Source organism: Companilactobacillus sp. HBUAS56275 (genome assembly GCF_036913655.1).
Classification (GTDB): domain Bacteria; phylum Bacillota; class Bacilli; order Lactobacillales; family Lactobacillaceae; genus Companilactobacillus; species Companilactobacillus pullicola.
Genome location: NZ_JAYKKK010000001.1, coordinates 261,498 through 277,871 on the forward strand (window position 1 = coordinate 261,498; position 16,374 = coordinate 277,871).

At 33.8% G+C, this 16,374-nt stretch carries 11 protein-coding genes; 3 read left to right on the forward strand and 8 right to left on the reverse strand.

Annotation, left to right across the window (positions count from 1 at the left end; genetic code table 11):
* Window positions 1–71 precede the first annotated feature (71 nt).
* Window positions 72–2,345: a family 78 glycoside hydrolase catalytic domain gene (locus U8526_RS01280; protein ID WP_334340157.1), complete on the reverse strand. Its 2,274-nt coding sequence runs from the start codon at window positions 2,343–2,345 to the stop codon at window positions 72–74.
* On the reverse strand, window positions 2,338–3,633 hold the full coding sequence (locus tag U8526_RS01285) for a PTS sugar transporter subunit IIC (RefSeq protein ID WP_334340158.1): 1,296 nt from the start codon (window positions 3,631–3,633) through the stop codon (window positions 2,338–2,340). The genes U8526_RS01280 and U8526_RS01285 overlap by 8 nt, the downstream gene beginning before the upstream one ends.
* A gap of 123 nt (window positions 3,634–3,756) precedes the next feature.
* On the opposite strand from U8526_RS01285, the gene U8526_RS01290 reads away from it, so the two are divergent.
* Window positions 3,757–4,743 (forward strand): AraC family transcriptional regulator, encoded by a 987-nt coding sequence (locus tag U8526_RS01290; RefSeq protein WP_334340159.1) that lies wholly within the window; start codon window positions 3,757–3,759, stop codon window positions 4,741–4,743.
* Window positions 4,744–4,781: 38 nt separating this feature from the next.
* Here U8526_RS01290 and U8526_RS01295 read toward each other — a convergent pair whose 3' ends face one another.
* Genes U8526_RS01295 through U8526_RS01310 form a run of 4 tightly spaced genes read right to left on the reverse strand, consistent with a single transcriptional unit; the run spans window position 4,782 to window position 11,109 of the window.
* Entirely contained in the window at window positions 4,782–6,353 is a 1,572-nt protein-coding gene (locus U8526_RS01295; protein ID WP_334340160.1) for an alpha-L-rhamnosidase-related protein, read from the reverse strand.
* 2 nt (window positions 6,354–6,355) lie between these two features.
* Window positions 6,356–7,552: an MFS transporter gene (locus U8526_RS01300; RefSeq protein WP_334340161.1), complete on the reverse strand. Its 1,197-nt coding sequence runs from the start codon at window positions 7,550–7,552 to the stop codon at window positions 6,356–6,358.
* A complete protein-coding gene (locus U8526_RS01305; protein ID WP_334340162.1) occupies window positions 7,539–9,818 on the reverse strand; it encodes a beta-glucosidase in 2,280 nt (759 codons plus the stop codon). Before U8526_RS01305 ends, U8526_RS01300 begins: the two co-directional genes overlap by 14 nt.
* A 4-nt stretch (window positions 9,819–9,822) precedes the next feature.
* On the reverse strand, window positions 9,823–11,109 hold the full coding sequence (locus U8526_RS01310) for a family 43 glycosylhydrolase (protein ID WP_334340163.1): 1,287 nt from the start codon (window positions 11,107–11,109) through the stop codon (window positions 9,823–9,825).
* Window positions 11,110–11,237: 128 nt separating this feature from the next.
* On the opposite strand from U8526_RS01310, the gene U8526_RS01315 reads away from it, so the two are divergent.
* Complete coding sequence (locus tag U8526_RS01315; RefSeq protein WP_334340164.1) at window positions 11,238–12,077, forward strand: AraC family transcriptional regulator; 840 nt, start codon at window positions 11,238–11,240, stop codon at window positions 12,075–12,077.
* Between the two features lie 56 nt (window positions 12,078–12,133).
* Here the strand turns inward: U8526_RS01315 and U8526_RS01320 are convergent, their stop codons facing one another.
* Complete coding sequence (locus U8526_RS01320; protein ID WP_334340165.1) at window positions 12,134–13,327, reverse strand: MFS transporter; 1,194 nt, start codon at window positions 13,325–13,327, stop codon at window positions 12,134–12,136.
* 168 nt (window positions 13,328–13,495) lie between these two features.
* Window positions 13,496–14,527, reverse strand: coding sequence for an AraC family transcriptional regulator (locus U8526_RS01325; protein ID WP_334340166.1), 1,032 nt, complete (start codon window positions 14,525–14,527; stop codon window positions 13,496–13,498).
* Window positions 14,528–14,670: 143 nt separating this feature from the next.
* Between U8526_RS01325 and U8526_RS01330 the strand changes: the two genes are divergently transcribed.
* Window positions 14,671–16,374: a glycoside hydrolase family 3 protein gene (locus U8526_RS01330; protein WP_334340167.1), complete on the forward strand. Its 1,704-nt coding sequence runs from the start codon at window positions 14,671–14,673 to the stop codon at window positions 16,372–16,374.

A 16,374-nucleotide genomic window follows, 5' to 3' on the forward strand; every position in this document is an offset into this window, starting at 1 on the left:
TATGTGTTGAAACGAATTCAATTAATAAATAGAAAAATAGTCGATCAAAAGATCGGCTATTTTTGTGGAAATTATTCTTCACTAATGAGACATCTTATCAAAACGTAATTACCCTGTGTAATTGTATTTGATGACTTCGTATGATATTTATCAGAAATATTCAAATGATAAGTTATGTCTTTAGGAATTTGTAATTGTAATTCAATTTGTTGATCAATTCTTTGCCATTTAGATTGAATAGTTCCAGCAACAGTCTTTAATTGACAGTCAACGTGGTTTGTTCCTTTGTCAAAGTAAGGATTGATAATAATATCTGAACAACCAACAGCTGAATTACTAATTTGTATTCCTCCAAGTGCTTCATAATACCATTGAATATAACTTGAGAACATCGCGTGATTGGCCGATGAGTGCTTATTTCTGAAGAGTTCTGATAAAACTTGGTTTCCATTACTTAACATATTATAAAAGCCAACTTCACTCTTTTGTTTAAGCCAATTGTCTACAATATCATCATAACCATTTTCATGAAGCACACGATATAATACGGGCATTCCAAATATTCCTGCGGTAAAGATACCATTATCAGTTTTTATTTGTTTAATCAGAGCTTTCAAAAGTGTTTGCTTGTCACCTAGTTTCAAAAGTATAGCGAAAGCTAAATCACTTTGAGTCCCTTGGCCAAGAGTTCTGTCATCATTAGAGAATTTCGATTTAATAGTCTTAATTAAGGTTTCTTTCTGACTATCTATTTTGTCAGCATCAGTATTTCTATTTAAAATGATGGCTAAGCGTTCCATTAAAATACTGAAACCGAGAATTGTACAATAACCAATTAACAATTTATCCGGAGTTTTATCATAAAAGCTTTTAACAAGGATACTTCCATGATCACCAATGCAATCATTAGCTAATTTATCCACTGGAATTGATTGAAGATAGTCATATTGTTTTTTAGCAGCCTCATAGTATTTACTTACTAGAGTTTTGTCCCCGTAAAATTGATAATGTTTCCAAAGAAGATATGGCAGAACTAATTGCCAAAGAATAGGCCCCTCACCTCGTCCAGTACCATTAGTTTGAATACCCATGTATGGAGCTGTTTCAGGAATACCACCATTCTTTGTTTGCTCAAGTACGAAATCGGAAATAGTTTTTTCATAGAATTTTTTAAGATCAAAACTGTATAAATTTGAATTTGCCAGAGCAACTATATCGCCACCATAACCTAACCTTTCACGTGCGCAGTCTTCGAAAACAGAATGAACATTGTTGAGCTTTGTTCTTATTCCTACAGTAAACAATTGGTTTAAATAGTTATTATCTGTTGCTACTTTTCCAATTTGTTCTAAGCTGGTATGTACATAAACAGCTTTAATTTTGGACAAATCATTTTTATCGACATTAGAAATCAAAACATATCTAAATGAATGATATGTAAATTTGTTTTCAAAAGTCTGAGAACCTTCGCGACAAATTATTTGATCTTCTTGAATGGCTTTTTCAGGAGCGCCTGGACCTCCAGTGATTTCAGAGATTTCACCTATATTACCGGCGTAGGAAGTATTGAACAATAATTTTCCATTTTCCATAGTCTCACTATATTTTAGGGAGATATTTTGATGCGCATACCCATTGATTGCTAGACTTATGAATCCACTGATAGTTTCGCCAAAATCAATCAATACGTCGTTTTCAACTTGAGAAACATGTGATGGCGTGACGATTCCGGTTCTTTTTATTTTAGGGATGAAACTGGCAGACATATTTTTCTGATCTTGTTTATCAACTGGGATTTCTATTGCGGAAACATCTTTAGCTTTAGATTGTGTGAAATCAACGTGTTCACCTAAATATAGATTATTCATCGTAATATTTCCCTGGTGAACCAACCATTCTTTATTGGAAAGTTGAATTAGATCTTCATTATTGAATAAGTTGAGAATAAATTTTGGTTCACCGATTCTTGCTAGGCGTTGACGCAAATTATATTTACCAAATAATCTTAGTGGTACTGGATTGTACATCCCATTTCCTAATTCGACTTCAATCTCGTTTTTACCCTTTTTAATTAAATCTGTAACATCGTATTCGTCATAGTAAATTCTTTTAGAAAAATCGGTCCAGTCATTATTCAATTCAAAATTTCCGACACGATTGTCATTAATACGAACGATATAATATCCTAATGCAGCAATCTTTAATTTAATATTATTTAAATCCGTGATTTCAAATGTCTGTGTGAAAATTGGATTAGGATTTTGTAAATAATAGTTACGATCATCGGGTCCGTAGTCCATTTGAGGAGCTTGTATCCAATTACCAACAAATTCCTTTTTACTCATTTTGTTTCTCCTCTTCCTGCTTTTCTTCAACCATTATTTCTTTGTCAGCAATTTTGACGAATGGTAACCAAACCAAAATGACAGCAACAAAACAAACTAGTTGTAAAATAGCTCCAGAAATACTACCTGTTACTAGATAACCACTGATTACAATTGGAGTTGTCCAAGGTACTTGTACTAAACCGGTTGGTAGCGGTACTAAGTGTAGAGCAAATGCCGTATAAGAAATCACGATGGATACTACATTACTGAATAATAAGGGAATAAAGTAAGTTACATTAAGCATTAGTGGAATACCGAAGAGTGTTGGTTCCCCAATATTGAAAAGATATGGAATCCCAGCAACCTTTTTCATCTCACTATAACGATGACTATGTGCAATTAAGATAATAGCGAAGATTGATCCGATAACACCGATACTGGCAAATCCATCCCAGAAACTCTGAGAAATAATGTTAGGAATAGCGTGATGTGCTAAACTGGCTGTTTTATTCTCATCTTGTAAAACTTGAAAAATCGGTGTCATAACACCGTTAACGATTGAATCACCATGGATACCAAAGAACCATAGAAGTTGACCGAACATTTTAACTAAAATAATACCAATTAGTGAACCACCCATTGCCTTTAATGGTGTTCCTAAGATCATGTTAAATAATTCCAAAGCACTTAATTTAGCAAAGTTGTCTAAAACTAATCTAAATATCCAAAATAGCGTAATAACTACAAACGATGGAATTAGTGATTCAAATGGAGATGAAACTGCTGGAGGAACTGAAGCTGGCATTTTAATCTTGATACCTTTACGGTCAATTGCTCGATAAATCACGGCAACTGCAATAGATACTAAAATAGCTAGAAAAATTGATTGAGCTCCAATAGTTGTAATGTCTAAAAAGCTACCGGCTTTAGTAGTTTTGTAAGGTGTTAAAACCATAAAACTAACTACTGATGTGAGCATTACTTGCATGCCATTGATTTTCATTTCGTCAGCAAGCGTTCTTGATACTGCTAGCAGAACTAGTAAACCACCAATAGCTAAACTGGCATCGTTAACGATGGCCAGCTTAGTTGACCATTGTGTAACAGTTAGATTGAAAAGTGAAGCCATCCAAGCATTGACACTTGGAACCGGAAAATTACCAATGATTAAGAATACGGAAGTAATAACTGTGAACGGCATGTATGCTAACATTCCATTTTTAATAGCATTTATATAGATATTCTTATTAAAGGCCATTGATAATTTACCTAATGAGGATTGAAACTTATCCATAATATTACTCAAAATAGTGCACCCCTTTGAATTATTCTTTCTTTACGATGCTATAATAGCAATTAGTATAGCGCTTTCACAATGCGATAATCTATTTTAAAAAGTATCTTTTTTTGATATCAAAGGAGTGCAAGAATGAATTATCAAGATTTAGAAGAATTTTTGTCAGGTCCTTCGACTTATAATCGTGCTACTAGTGATGAAATACGAGAGCATTTCCAAAATAAGTATGAATCAGTGCCTTACAAGGATGAACAACTCTTTATTTTTAATGATGACCGGCCTTTTAATAGTGGTAATCATCTGATTCAGTTACATCGAAGAAATATGAGTAGAGTCCCCTACCATACCTATCATTTTATTGTCTTGACCTATGTTTATTCAGGAACAATAACAATGTTAGTCGAAGGCCAAAAGATTCTTTTAAAAAAAGGTGACTTAATTATATTGGATAAGTATGTTCCTCATGCAGTTTTGCCCACTTCTAAGAATGATTTAGGAATTAATATAATTTTAGATAATAATTTTTTTGAAAATACCATTATTAAATCTGATAAAAATAACTCTTTGCCCAATTTTATGATTGAATTAATGAGTCATCAATACGCCCACAACCATTTTTTGTTCTTCTCTACAAATAATTTACCAATTATCCGTAATTCAATTCAGAATATATTATGTGAAGATTTGGATAAGAAAAAATTTGCTAGTGCCGTCATTGACAATTATATTATGATAATATTTATGACTTTGATTCGATTAAAACCAGTTGAAACCAACTTTGATAATTCCAATTTACGCATTCAAAAAATTATTTCTGCAGTCAATAAGTATATTCAAGAAAATTATAAAGAAGGCGAACTGAATAAATTTTGCCAACAAATTAATTACAGTCCCTCTCATATTAGCCGAGTTATCCATCAAAATACGGGGAAAACATTTAAGGAATTGATTAATTATCAACGTATGGAACGGGCTAAAATACTTTTACAGGATGAAACATTGAATGTTAATGATGTTGCTGAAAAAGTTGGAATCAATAATATGACTAACTTTTATAGAAGATTTGAGGAATTTGTTGGTATGACACCCAAGAAATATCGGGATGAAATAAAGAAATAGCACATTACTTTATTAAGCAATGTGCTATTCCTTTATCCTTAACGTAAATTATATTTTTCAATAAGGTACACGGGCGTACATGCCCAAGCATGGCAATAACTGTTTACTAGTGGACTTCCATAAGGTGAGAAATTAAGATCATCAGGTTTGAATGCTTCCCAGAAAGTATCTGCGCCCAGAGATATCATCTTTCCCCAATAGTCTTTAATTAAAGCTGTCCCCTCTTTTTTCATACCATTTTGAAGCAATGCTTCAACAATAAAATGGTACATATATGGAGTGGCTACGTTTTGGACAGGAAAAAACTTCTTGTAGGTTTTATTCATCAATTTAATATTCTCATCTTTTGGGAGAACGTTTGCCAATGCCATCCAAATTTGACTGTAAATATTTAATTCACCATTTGAAATGAACATCTTTGTTTTTTCATCGAAAAGATTCTGAATAGAATAACTGACCATAGAATCCAATAGCACGAAATAATCATCATCCGTCTTGAATCCTAATTGGTTATTCAGATTTATAAAATCTCTTAAAACTTTTATAAGGACGGCCTGTGCAGCAGTACTTTTATCTAAATCGTCTCCCCAATCAATAAATGCAGGCCAATCCTGAGGCAAATTCAATTTACCATTATGAGAAACATACTTTCTAGCCAGGTCAATTTGATTTTTAGCAACGCTATATAAATCCATAACAGTTTTTTTATCATCAGAATTTTCCAAATAATCCTTAAGACAACTGACAAAGAATAAACTGTAATCAAATAAAAAGGTATCATCAGCATTTACTTGTTGATTATTCGTAAAAATATCTGCACTTAACTTTCCGTTTGAGGTAGTCATTCCAGCAAATAAATATAAGCACCGTTTGACGAGACTATAGTTTTTGAATGTAGTGTAATTAACCAATGCTTGAAGATGTAAATCCCCCAACCACAATCTTTGATCTCTTTTCGGACCATCTTCAAAAACATCCTGCATACACTCAGCTAGTGTTTTGATACTGATTTCCGTAATTTTTTGTAATTCCGGGTCTTCTGTGTTAATTTGAGGCATATTATTCTCATCGACGGAACTCTCAGAAGTTACCGATGGTGAATCCAGACTGATTTTCCACTTAGGGGAAGTATCAAGGACTGTTATTTTTACATATCTAAAACTATATCTTCTTGGAAGACGTAATTTAGTTGGTAACTGATCTATATGGACTCTTTCTTCCGCAATCCATGAACTTGATAACCAACCGTTATAATTACTAGATTCATGGAGCAACTCATCGGGTACTTCTGCAAATTGAAGTTTTAAGGTTAATGGTGCATCCATTAATGAACCATGTCTTTTTATATTAATAGAAAAGTGGCTTACAAAGTGATCACCAAAATCTAAAATAAGATAGTCGCCTTTGCCCAATATTTTAGAATCTAAATTGGAAATAGACGGTTCCTCATTAATAGTTTGTAACTGATTCTTTTCTTTATTTATCTTGATACATCTTTGTGCTAAATGTTCTTGATGAAATAAATGTGGTTTGTTTTCTTCGGCAATTTTTAAGAATTTTTTATTTCTTGAAAACTCGACATCCTTATTTATTTGAAATTTAAAAGACATATTTAACCTTCCTGTTGAATTGTTTTACTTTGACTCCGATAAAAGAATTTTCCTATGAACATACATAATGCCATGACTATCAAAATGATTGAACAAATTTTTAGCATCATATCTGAGCTTCCATTACCTACTAGTGAACCTATCATACTCATAAAGTAAGGGGCAACAAAAATTCCAATATTAGTAACTATTAATTCTACAGATGAGGCAGCATTGTTTAATTCTTTAGGAGTAATTTCTGAAACTCTTAAAAAGATAGATGTAGAACAACATGTAAATGAAATGGCTGCTAAAACAACACCTAGACCAGCCATTACCAAACTATTGGCGGAACCAGTTACAATAAATGCGACTGCTAGAATTAGCATGGCAATTGGTAATAATAAGTTCTTTAACCATTTATGTAATAATCCAAAGAAGACGCCAACAATCATTCCTATAGGAGCTGTCAAACTTAAAATATATGTTGCTTGTGAAGCGTCACCTAATTTTTTGCCAGTAACTAAGAGACCAAATTTTTGGTTGAACGTCATCCAAACCATGAATAAAAAGAACATAACAACGGCTAAATAATATACTCTATGATCCATCTGTAAGAAATTGGCTTTACTATTATTAGACTTTTCAGTCTTAATATCCATTTCAGGCAAAACAAAGTAAACCAAAACCATAATGGCTAGCAATACGAAGTAAGTTAGAAAGCTATAATGCCAACTATATTGTAATAGGACACCGACTAATCCGGTTAGGATCCATGATGCTAAATTGGAAACAGTACCTATTAGTCCGTACATTTGTGAACGCTCATCGCCATCATAAAAGAACGCTACAATACTGTATGATAAAGGATTCAATAAACCAATTCCAAATCCGAAAATCAATCTAAATCCTAAAATTAAATAAATATTTGGTACAAAGGCTGGAGCTATACCGGCAAGAAATGAGATAAACAGCCCGATTAGGACAGTCTTTTTATAACCGATTTTTGTCGTGACAAATGGACTGATCATGACAGCTAACATAATAGCTAAACTAGGTAATGACGATATTGATTCAACTATGGATTGAGGTGCATTGGGAAACGATTTAACCATCAAAGGAATGGCACCAGAAACAACGCCTGAAACCGTTGAATCAATAGCAATTGATAAAATTGAAGCTTTAAACCAAAAACTATGTTTGTTTTTAATCTTTTGCATGTTTGTTATCTCCTCTATTAAGAATAGTTAATATTGATGCTATGGAATCTTCATCTAAAGTAGGATCAGCTCTTCGAAGAGTATTTAAAGTCATCAGGGAACTCATGGAGAGAGACTTTAATGGATCATCGTCTTTAATCATTTGAAGAAAGCCTAATGATTTAGGATGTTTCTGGAAAACATGTTCTAATTCACTATAGATATCTGGATTCTGTCTTAGAATATCTCCCAAATTGTGATTTGCGGTAATCCTTGTTCTTGAGGCTTTAATGTCAATAGTTGTAGACAAACTATCATCTAGGCAGGATTCTCCAACAAATAATTGATATTTACCGTTTTGTTGAATCCATTGATCTGTAGTTACATCAAATATTTCAAATACTTTTGGATCTAATTTTATTTCTACTTTCTTTGTTTGGTTGGGCAATAATTCAATTTTTTTGAATCCAGCTAATTGTAGAGGTTCAGGACTTCCTACAGTGTCCAAAAATTTTGTATAAACTTGAACGACCTCTTTTCCAGCCCTAGAACCCGTGTTGGTTAATTCAATTGTCGCGGTTTGGATTTCTTTATTAATTTTTGTAACTAAATGATGGAAATTAAATTTTGTATAAGACAAACCATATCCAAATGGAAATGCAACTTTCTTATTAACAGCACAATAATACTTGTAACCAATAAATCTACCTTCGCCGTAAATGACATCGTGCTGATTTCCTGGGAAGTTTAGATATGTGGGATTATCTTGAAGTTTTTCGGGAAAGCTTTCTGCTAAGTGACCTGATGGATTGATTTTGCCAAATAAAATATCTGCCACGGCACTTCCACCTGCTTCACCACCTAAATAACTTTCAAGAATCCCGTCAACTTTATTTCTCCAAGGCATTTCAACTACTGAACCGTTAGCTAATACAACAACAAGTGGTTTGCCCATGCTACTTAATGATTTAATCAAATCATTTTGATTATCTGGTAAAGAAAGGTTATTCCTGTCGTACCCTTCTGATTCCACTAAGTCTGGTAATCCCGCAAATACTACAATAATATCTGTTGATGCTGCTTGCTCCTTAACTTGATTTATTAAGGATTCATCAGTTTTTTCATTTAACTTATATCCTTGACTGTAAGTTATATTAGAATTCAACTTTTTTAGTTCTTGCAGTGGAATTTCTAATTTATAAGGATTTACGTGCGAACTACCTCCACCTTGAAATCTTGGCTTTTGAGCTAGCTCCCCGACTACTAAAATATTTTGTTTTTCATTAAGTGGAAGAACGTTGTTATTGTTCTGAAGTAAAACCATGCTCTCTTCTGCAACTTGACGAGCAAAGTTATGATGGCTATCACGATCATATTTTGATCTTCTAGAATGATTTTGCTGAGCATCTAAATCAAAGATAATATTTCTTTTAACGGCATTATTAAGTTGTTCTTCGGTTAATTGATTACTGGAAATTAATTTCTTGATTTGTTTCACAATTTTTTCTTTTGGTTCACCAGGCATCTGAAGTGTAAGTCCATGAGCAATGCCTTTTCCTAGATCATGAGCTGCAAAACAGTCTGTAACGATTACACCTTCAAAACCCCATTTTCTTCGTAAAATATCTAAAAGTAAGGGATTGCTTGCACAGTATTCACCGTTAATCTGATTGTAAGAAGTCATTACCATTTTGGGCTTCCCCACTCTGACAGGTTTTTCAAAGGCTCTTAAGTACAATTCATGTAAGGTCTGTTTATCAACTCTAACATCTATATTCATTCGTCTAGTTTCTTGATTGTTTAACGCAAAGTGTTTTAGACAGGCTCCGATACCCTGACTCTGAATTCCCTTTATAAATGATGTTGCTAATTCACTTGTTAATTGTGGGTCCTCTGAGTAATATTCGAAATTACGTCCCCCCAATGGGCTTCGTTTCAGGTTAATTGCTGGTGCCAACATTGTATCTACATCTTCTTGTAAAGCCTCTTTACCAATGTGAATACCTAATTCATTGATTAAATCTTTATTCCAAGAACTGGCATATGTGCTAGGAGATGGATAAGAAGTACTAGGCTTAGTGTTATAAATATCATCGTCGAAGTATTCTTTTAATCGACGAATCCCCGCAGGGCCGTCCGCTAATAGAAATTTATTTAATCTTTTATCAAAGTGATCAATGGATGTCGTTTCCCAAATCACCTGAGACAATAATTGTGCTTTCTGAGACATATCTAGTGATTCAATTATCTCGTCAGCTTGTTGCTCTATGCTAGGTGTCTTAAGCATTTCTTTACTCCTCCTTAAAACAGAAATCTTTGAGATCTCCGAGTCGGCCTACTGCATTATCTTTGGAAACAAATCGAATCCAAATTGTGTGAATTCCTGAGGTTGACTCAATTTGACCTGCAAATTTTTTATAAATATTCCACGTTGAACCAGTGGGGTTTACAGTGATTTGACCAATTTTATGGTTATTCTCAATCCAAAATTCAACAGTCATTGGTTTTGGTGAAGCAGCATCTATTTCCACCTTTTGACATTTTTTTCCTAAATCAACGCGATTAAACTGAATCCAATCTTGATTTTTGGTATATGAAAGTACTTCCTCATTATCTCTGGGCATTAAAGACATTGGATGTATCAAACTATTGAACGGCAATTTAAGTCTCATTTTGGATAAGTGACGTACATTTATGGGACTATTTGCTGGAAAATGGTCTTCCACCCCATTTGATGTCATGTGAACTTCAGAGATATTACCATCTGAATCCATGGATAAGGGTTCTATGCATACCCTACGGTTGTAAATGCTGTTTTGACTAGAACGATGATAAAAAACGTAAAGATTGTTTTGAAACATTTCTATTGATCCATGATTATTCCAATCTTCGGAATCGGAACCAGTATTATCAATAATAATTCCACGTTTTTTATATGGACCTAACGGAGACTTAGAAGTGGCATACGCCAAACAACTTGCTCTTCCACGTGAAATATCGGTATATGTGATATAGTAAGTACCATTTATTTTGCGAATAGATGCACCTTCATGAAAGCCTTGTTCATGTTCAGTCAAAATATTGGAATTGATTGTTTCAGGAATAACTGTCTTCATATCTTTGTCTAACTTGCCACCTTGAAGATGAAATTGTCCCCAAAAGTAGTAGCAGGTTCCGTCATCATCCACAAATATTGCGGGATCAATACTCTGACGGTCGGCAGGAGTAATATTTCCTAAGTTTCTAAAGGGGCCTACAGGTGTATCAGAGACAGCGACTCCCATACGATTTCCATACATGCAATAATAAAGATAGTATTTTCCTTCATAATAGATGCAGTCAGGTGCTCCTAAAGTTAGACCATTATTTACCCCATATATTTCATCAGTACTATTAAATATGGTCCCTTCATCTTGCCAATGAATTAAGTCTTGAGAAGAAAAAGTCTGATATTGCGTACTACAAAATTCTGTATCACCGGGATTGTCTCTAGAACCATACAAATAAACTTTTCCGTCTGGCATAGTTCTAGCTTCCACATCAGGAATATAGTTATTTGACTTTAATATTGGATTCAATCTATTCACTCCTTGCAATTAATATCTGTTAACAAGTACAATTGTAAGCGCATACTATGATGTTAGTTAGCTGATATATTAGCTTAAAAATATAGATATTTTGACATTTAGTATTATTGGAGGAACAAATGAAATTAGAAGCACATTCTAAAATAAGAGAAAATATATCCTTTGATGGTAATATTCCTATAAGAATTTTTAGAGGTTATGATCGCGGAAAATCTTTAATAATCCCGCACATGCATGAGGCAATTGAGATAATTTATATTACGCAAGGAGACCTCAAAGTTTTGGATTCCACTAACAGATCTATCTTGCATCCGGGTGAATTTCATATTTTTAATTCTAATTCGGTTCACTCGACTAGTTTTAGAGGATGGGTATTAAAAGGAATCGTTTTACAAATTTCTTTTGATTTGATTAAACAAGTGGTTCCTAGTGCAGATTATTATAAATTCTACTTTTCTAAAGGTTCTCCAAAGTGCAAAAAAGCAGTGATTCATATTTTAGAATCACTGCTTGCACAATCTGAAAGCGGGGAAAATTTTGTGTATTTGAAATCATATGGTGATGTAATGTATCTGTTAAATATACTTTTTAAGCAATTTAGTGAAAAAGTATCTGAGAAAAAAATACATTTGAATCAAAAATACTATGATAGAATTTTCAAAATTAATAATTACATAGAAGACAATTATTCAGAAACTATTACTTTGTCTAGGCTCGCTAAAGAAGTACATTTGAACCCAGAATACTTATCTCGATTTGTCTCGAAGCATTACGGAATGTCATTTTATACTTACTTAACAAATGTCCGATTAAATCATGCTAGTTCCCTAATTTCAACAACAGATCTACCTATTCTAGAAATTGCTGAACAAACTGGATTTGCTAATTATGCTCAGTTTAATAAAGAATTTAAAAAAAGATTTGGCAAATTACCTAGCCAGAATCGTAAAAGACAATAAAAGAGCTGCAGTTTTTGACTGTAGCTCTTTTATCATAGGGTTATAAGATTCTTCAATTAAACAGTAGCGTGCAATGAACCAACTTTTTCAATCTTCTTACCAAATCTACTGATAAATAATAGTAAGAACATTAATGCCGATAAGATAGTTCCGGCAATGAATGATCCATCCCCTGCTGAAATGTTAACCAATGAAATAATGATTGGAGCAAACATACCGGCAACTGAGGAAACGAATGTATTCATAGCAATAGCAACTGTAAATTGCTTTTCATTTGTAAGAATTGATAGTTCATATGGAAGTGTAGCATTTACTAGTACGATACCAACACCAGAGAACATGTTACCTAAAATGTGAAGGGCAAAATTATTTGTGAATAATACTAGAACGAATGACAACATGAAAGCAATGAAGCCCCAAGCAATAGTATTGGTCTTAGTAATTTTACGGATGTATTTGATAAGAACGGCTGTAGCAATACCACCGATATTACCGATGGCTGTAACTAAGGCAACATAAGCTGTACCCTTACCTTTACCGGCAAGAACGATAGATTGGTTTGTCATAAATAACATCATGCAAAGTGACAAAACAAAAGTAATTCCTAAAATTAAATATACATGCTTGTTTAATGAACCGAAAACGGTTTTAAGACTAGCCTTTTGATTCTTTTCTTCAGCAGTCTTAGAAAGTTTGACATCTTGTGGAACTAGGAAAAATACCATTAAAATAATAACAATTGAGAAAGCATAGATCCAAAATAGATTATGCCAATCACTTCCACCAAGAATACCACCTAGAGCTGTAAAGAGCATCATACCAATATTATTGGCACCAACTGACCAACCCATAGCTGTGGCACGATCTTCACCATCGAAATTTGATTGTAGTAAAACAGGACTAACGTTACTAATAATACCAGTACCAAATCCAACAAGAACCATACATGCTAGAATTAGATTTAAACTACTACCATAAAATACAGGAAGTAAACCAGCCACTCCGACAACGGCTACGGCTAAAACACCTAAGTTTTTTCTAGTTAACTTAAATGCTAAATAACTGAATAGCACTGTAGCAATCAATTGTCCTAGTTGAGGAATTGATCCGATCATTTGAACCTTAGAAATAGGTTCCTTTGGGAAAGATTTTGCTATGGCGGCAATAGCAGCTGTAACGGCTGATGTTGACATCAATAGCAAGTTCATACTTAAAATACCAAGAACTAATGGAATCTTCTTTTTATTCATGAAACTGACCTCCAAATTATGATTAATTATGATTGCGCTTTCATTTACAAATTAATCATATTCTGGAAAATAACTTTCAGCTATATCCAAAGACGAGCTAATCTGTGTTCATTTCACAGGTTAGCTTTTTGAATACACATTTTTATTTATCACCGGGATGCTATTCTATCAGGTGTTAGAATGGGCCTTTTGACGATAAAGATCTGGTGAGATACCCAAAACTTTTTTAAAAATTTTATAGAAATATGACGGATTCTCATATCCTACTTTGAAGGAAATTTTATCAATTGGCGCATTAGTGTAGTTCAAATATTCCGCAGCAGCGTTGATTCTTTGTAAATGAACCAATTTGATAAAAGTCATTCCTGTCGATTTTTTTAAGAATGATGATAAGTAATTGGCATTGTATCCAAAATGTTGAGCCATCTCTTCCAATGTTATATCGGCGTAATTACTCTCAATGTAAAGTAATAGCGACAGGATATTAGCTCTTTTTTTATCATTCATCTTCCATTTAACATCAACGGTCTTATATGACTCTCGAATAAGTCGTGAAAATAAGATCATGATTTCTAGTCGAATGATTTTATCCGATTCCTTATCAGGATGGTAATATTCATCAATGATTTCCCAAACATTTCGACTTATTTTGGAATTGTTATTGGTTTTAAAGAAACTATATTGTCCCTTTCCGTAATTTCTATCTGATAACAACGAAAATAACATCCCTGAAATACTAGTTTGACGATTGTCATGTAAAAGTGTGTTCAACTCATTTAAAGAAAACGCCGTGTTCCTTAAAGCAATGTCGATTACGATATCGTCAGTGCCGATGGGTTTGACCGTATGAACTGACTGGTTACCGACAAAAAGTAAGTCACCCTGCTGCATTTCAATTTCCTTATCTTGGACTACAGCCGTACAGTTTCCGACCAAGGGGGCCACAATGTCAACAAAATCATGATAGTGAAACGGGATAATAGACTCTATCGGCTGGACTGATATGGAGATAGGATTAGTGTTCAATTCCAAATCGTCATCATAAGTATTATAGAAACGATAGACTGGTTCCCCATTGGCGGTCTTGATAGGAGTTATATTCTTTTCAGTTTTTTCAACCTTCTCTAGTTTCTTAACAACATTGGAGAATTCTTTAGGAGAATTTTTAGAACGAAGAATTTCAATAATACTCTTACTCATATTAGATTTACCTCACTTGTAAATCATTATAAGCTTTTTTAAAAATATGGGAAATGAACATAGTTATAATATTATTTGACAATAGTTGAAATTTATACAAGGGCTTACAATTTAGTTAAATCAATAAATTGTGGAGGAATTTTATGTTAGATTTAACCAAAACACCATATAACCTTTCAACAGAACAAATAAAATACATTGATAATCAGATTAATAAAATGACATTACCAGAAAAAATTGGTCAATTATTTTTTGTAATTGGTCAAGATGAGGACAATGTTGACTTAAAGCAATTCGTTAATAAGTATCATCCTGGTGGGATTATGTATCGTCCTGACAGTGCTGAGAAATTAAAGCGTGAGATCAAAACTATTCAAAAGGAATCTAAGATTCCTGCTTTTGTCGCCGCTAATCTTGAAGCCGGTGGTAATGGACTTTTGAATGAGGGAACTTGGTTTGGACGTCCAATGTCTGTTGCCGCAACTGATGATCCTAAGCAGGCTTATAATTTAGGTGATATTTCTGGTTATGAAGCTGCCCAAGTTGGCGACAATATGTCCTTCTCGCCTATTGTGGATATTGATAATAATTTCCGTAATCCAATTATGAACGTAAGAACCTTTGGTAGTGATAAATATCGTGTCATGAGGATGGTTGATTCAGAAGTCAAAGGATTAAAACACAATAAAGTTATTCCTGTAGCCAAACATTTCCCTGGCGATGGTGTTGATGAACGTGATCAACATCTTGTTAGTTCAGTTAATTCTTTGGGGACCGACGAATGGATGAATTCATATGGTCAGATCTATCGTCACTTGATCAAACGTGGATTACCCGCTGTTATGATTGCTCATATTATGCAACCGGCTTGGGAACGTAAGTTAGATCCTGGTATTGAAGATAAGGATTTACGACCTGCTTCAACTTCAAAACTTTTGATCGATGGTTTGTTACATCAAGAGTTGAAATTTAACGGGATGACAATTACCGACGCCACACCAATGCTTGGTTACACTTCCATGTTGCCAAGAGAACAGGCTATTCCTGCTACGATCAATGCTGGTATTGATATGATTCTCTTCAATAAGAATATCGACGAAGATTATAAGTTCCTCACGGATGCTGTAAACGATGGCACTGTTTCAATGGAACGTGTCAATGAAGCTATTCGTCGTATTTTGGGAACTAAATTAGCTCAAGGTATCATGAATACAGACAATCAATTGATCCAAGAAATTCCTGAAAAATTAGATTTACAATTAGAGGATCATAAGGCTAGAACCGTTGATTTGGCTAAACATGCGGTTACTTTAGTTAAAGATCGTGATAAAATTTTGCCCGTCAATAGTAAGAAGTATCCTCGTGTCCGTCTAGTCGTTCTTGGCGATAGTGATGATGGTGGTTTTAAAGAAGGTGGACATGTAACTGCTCTCTTCAAGAAAGGACTTGAGGATCAAGGTTTCAAGGTCTCATTGTTTGATCGTAAAAATCTCGACTTCCACGAAGTATTTGAAGAAGGAGTTCAAGATCTAAAGGATAAATTTGATTTGGCTATCTACGTAGCTAATATCGAAACTGCAAGTAATCAGACGACAACCAGAATCGATTGGATACACTTGATGGCCGCCGATGCTCCTTGGTACATGCGTTCTATTCCAACCTTATTTATTTCCATGTGTAATCCATATCATCTCTTTGACATTCCTGATATTTCAACAATGATCAATGCTTATACTGGTAATCCCGAATCAATTGATGCTGTTATTAAGAAAATTACTGGTCAAGAAGAATTTCTTGGTAAGAGCCCGGTAGACCCATTTTGTAATAGATTAGATACTAGACTGTGA

Excerpts from the sequence above, each read along its gene's own strand:
- U8526_RS01280 (WP_334340157.1), bottom strand. The coding sequence starts at position 2,345 with ATGAGTAAAAAGGAATTTGTTGGTAATTGGATACAAGCTCCTCAAATG.
- U8526_RS01290 (WP_334340159.1), top strand. The coding sequence starts at position 3,757 with ATGAATTATCAAGATTTAGAAGAATTTTTGTCAGGTCCTTCGACTTAT.
- U8526_RS01295 (WP_334340160.1), bottom strand. The coding sequence starts at position 6,353 with ATGTCTTTTAAATTTCAAATAAATAAGGATGTCGAGTTTTCAAGAAAT.
- U8526_RS01300 (WP_334340161.1), bottom strand. The coding sequence starts at position 7,552 with ATGCAAAAGATTAAAAACAAACATAGTTTTTGGTTTAAAGCTTCAATT.
- U8526_RS01305 (WP_334340162.1), bottom strand. The coding sequence starts at position 9,818 with ATGCTTAAGACACCTAGCATAGAGCAACAAGCTGACGAGATAATTGAA.
- U8526_RS01315 (WP_334340164.1), top strand. The coding sequence starts at position 11,238 with ATGAAATTAGAAGCACATTCTAAAATAAGAGAAAATATATCCTTTGAT.
- U8526_RS01320 (WP_334340165.1), bottom strand. The coding sequence starts at position 13,327 with ATGAATAAAAAGAAGATTCCATTAGTTCTTGGTATTTTAAGTATGAAC.
- U8526_RS01325 (WP_334340166.1), bottom strand. The coding sequence starts at position 14,527 with ATGAGTAAGAGTATTATTGAAATTCTTCGTTCTAAAAATTCTCCTAAA.
- U8526_RS01330 (WP_334340167.1), top strand. The coding sequence starts at position 14,671 with ATGTTAGATTTAACCAAAACACCATATAACCTTTCAACAGAACAAATA.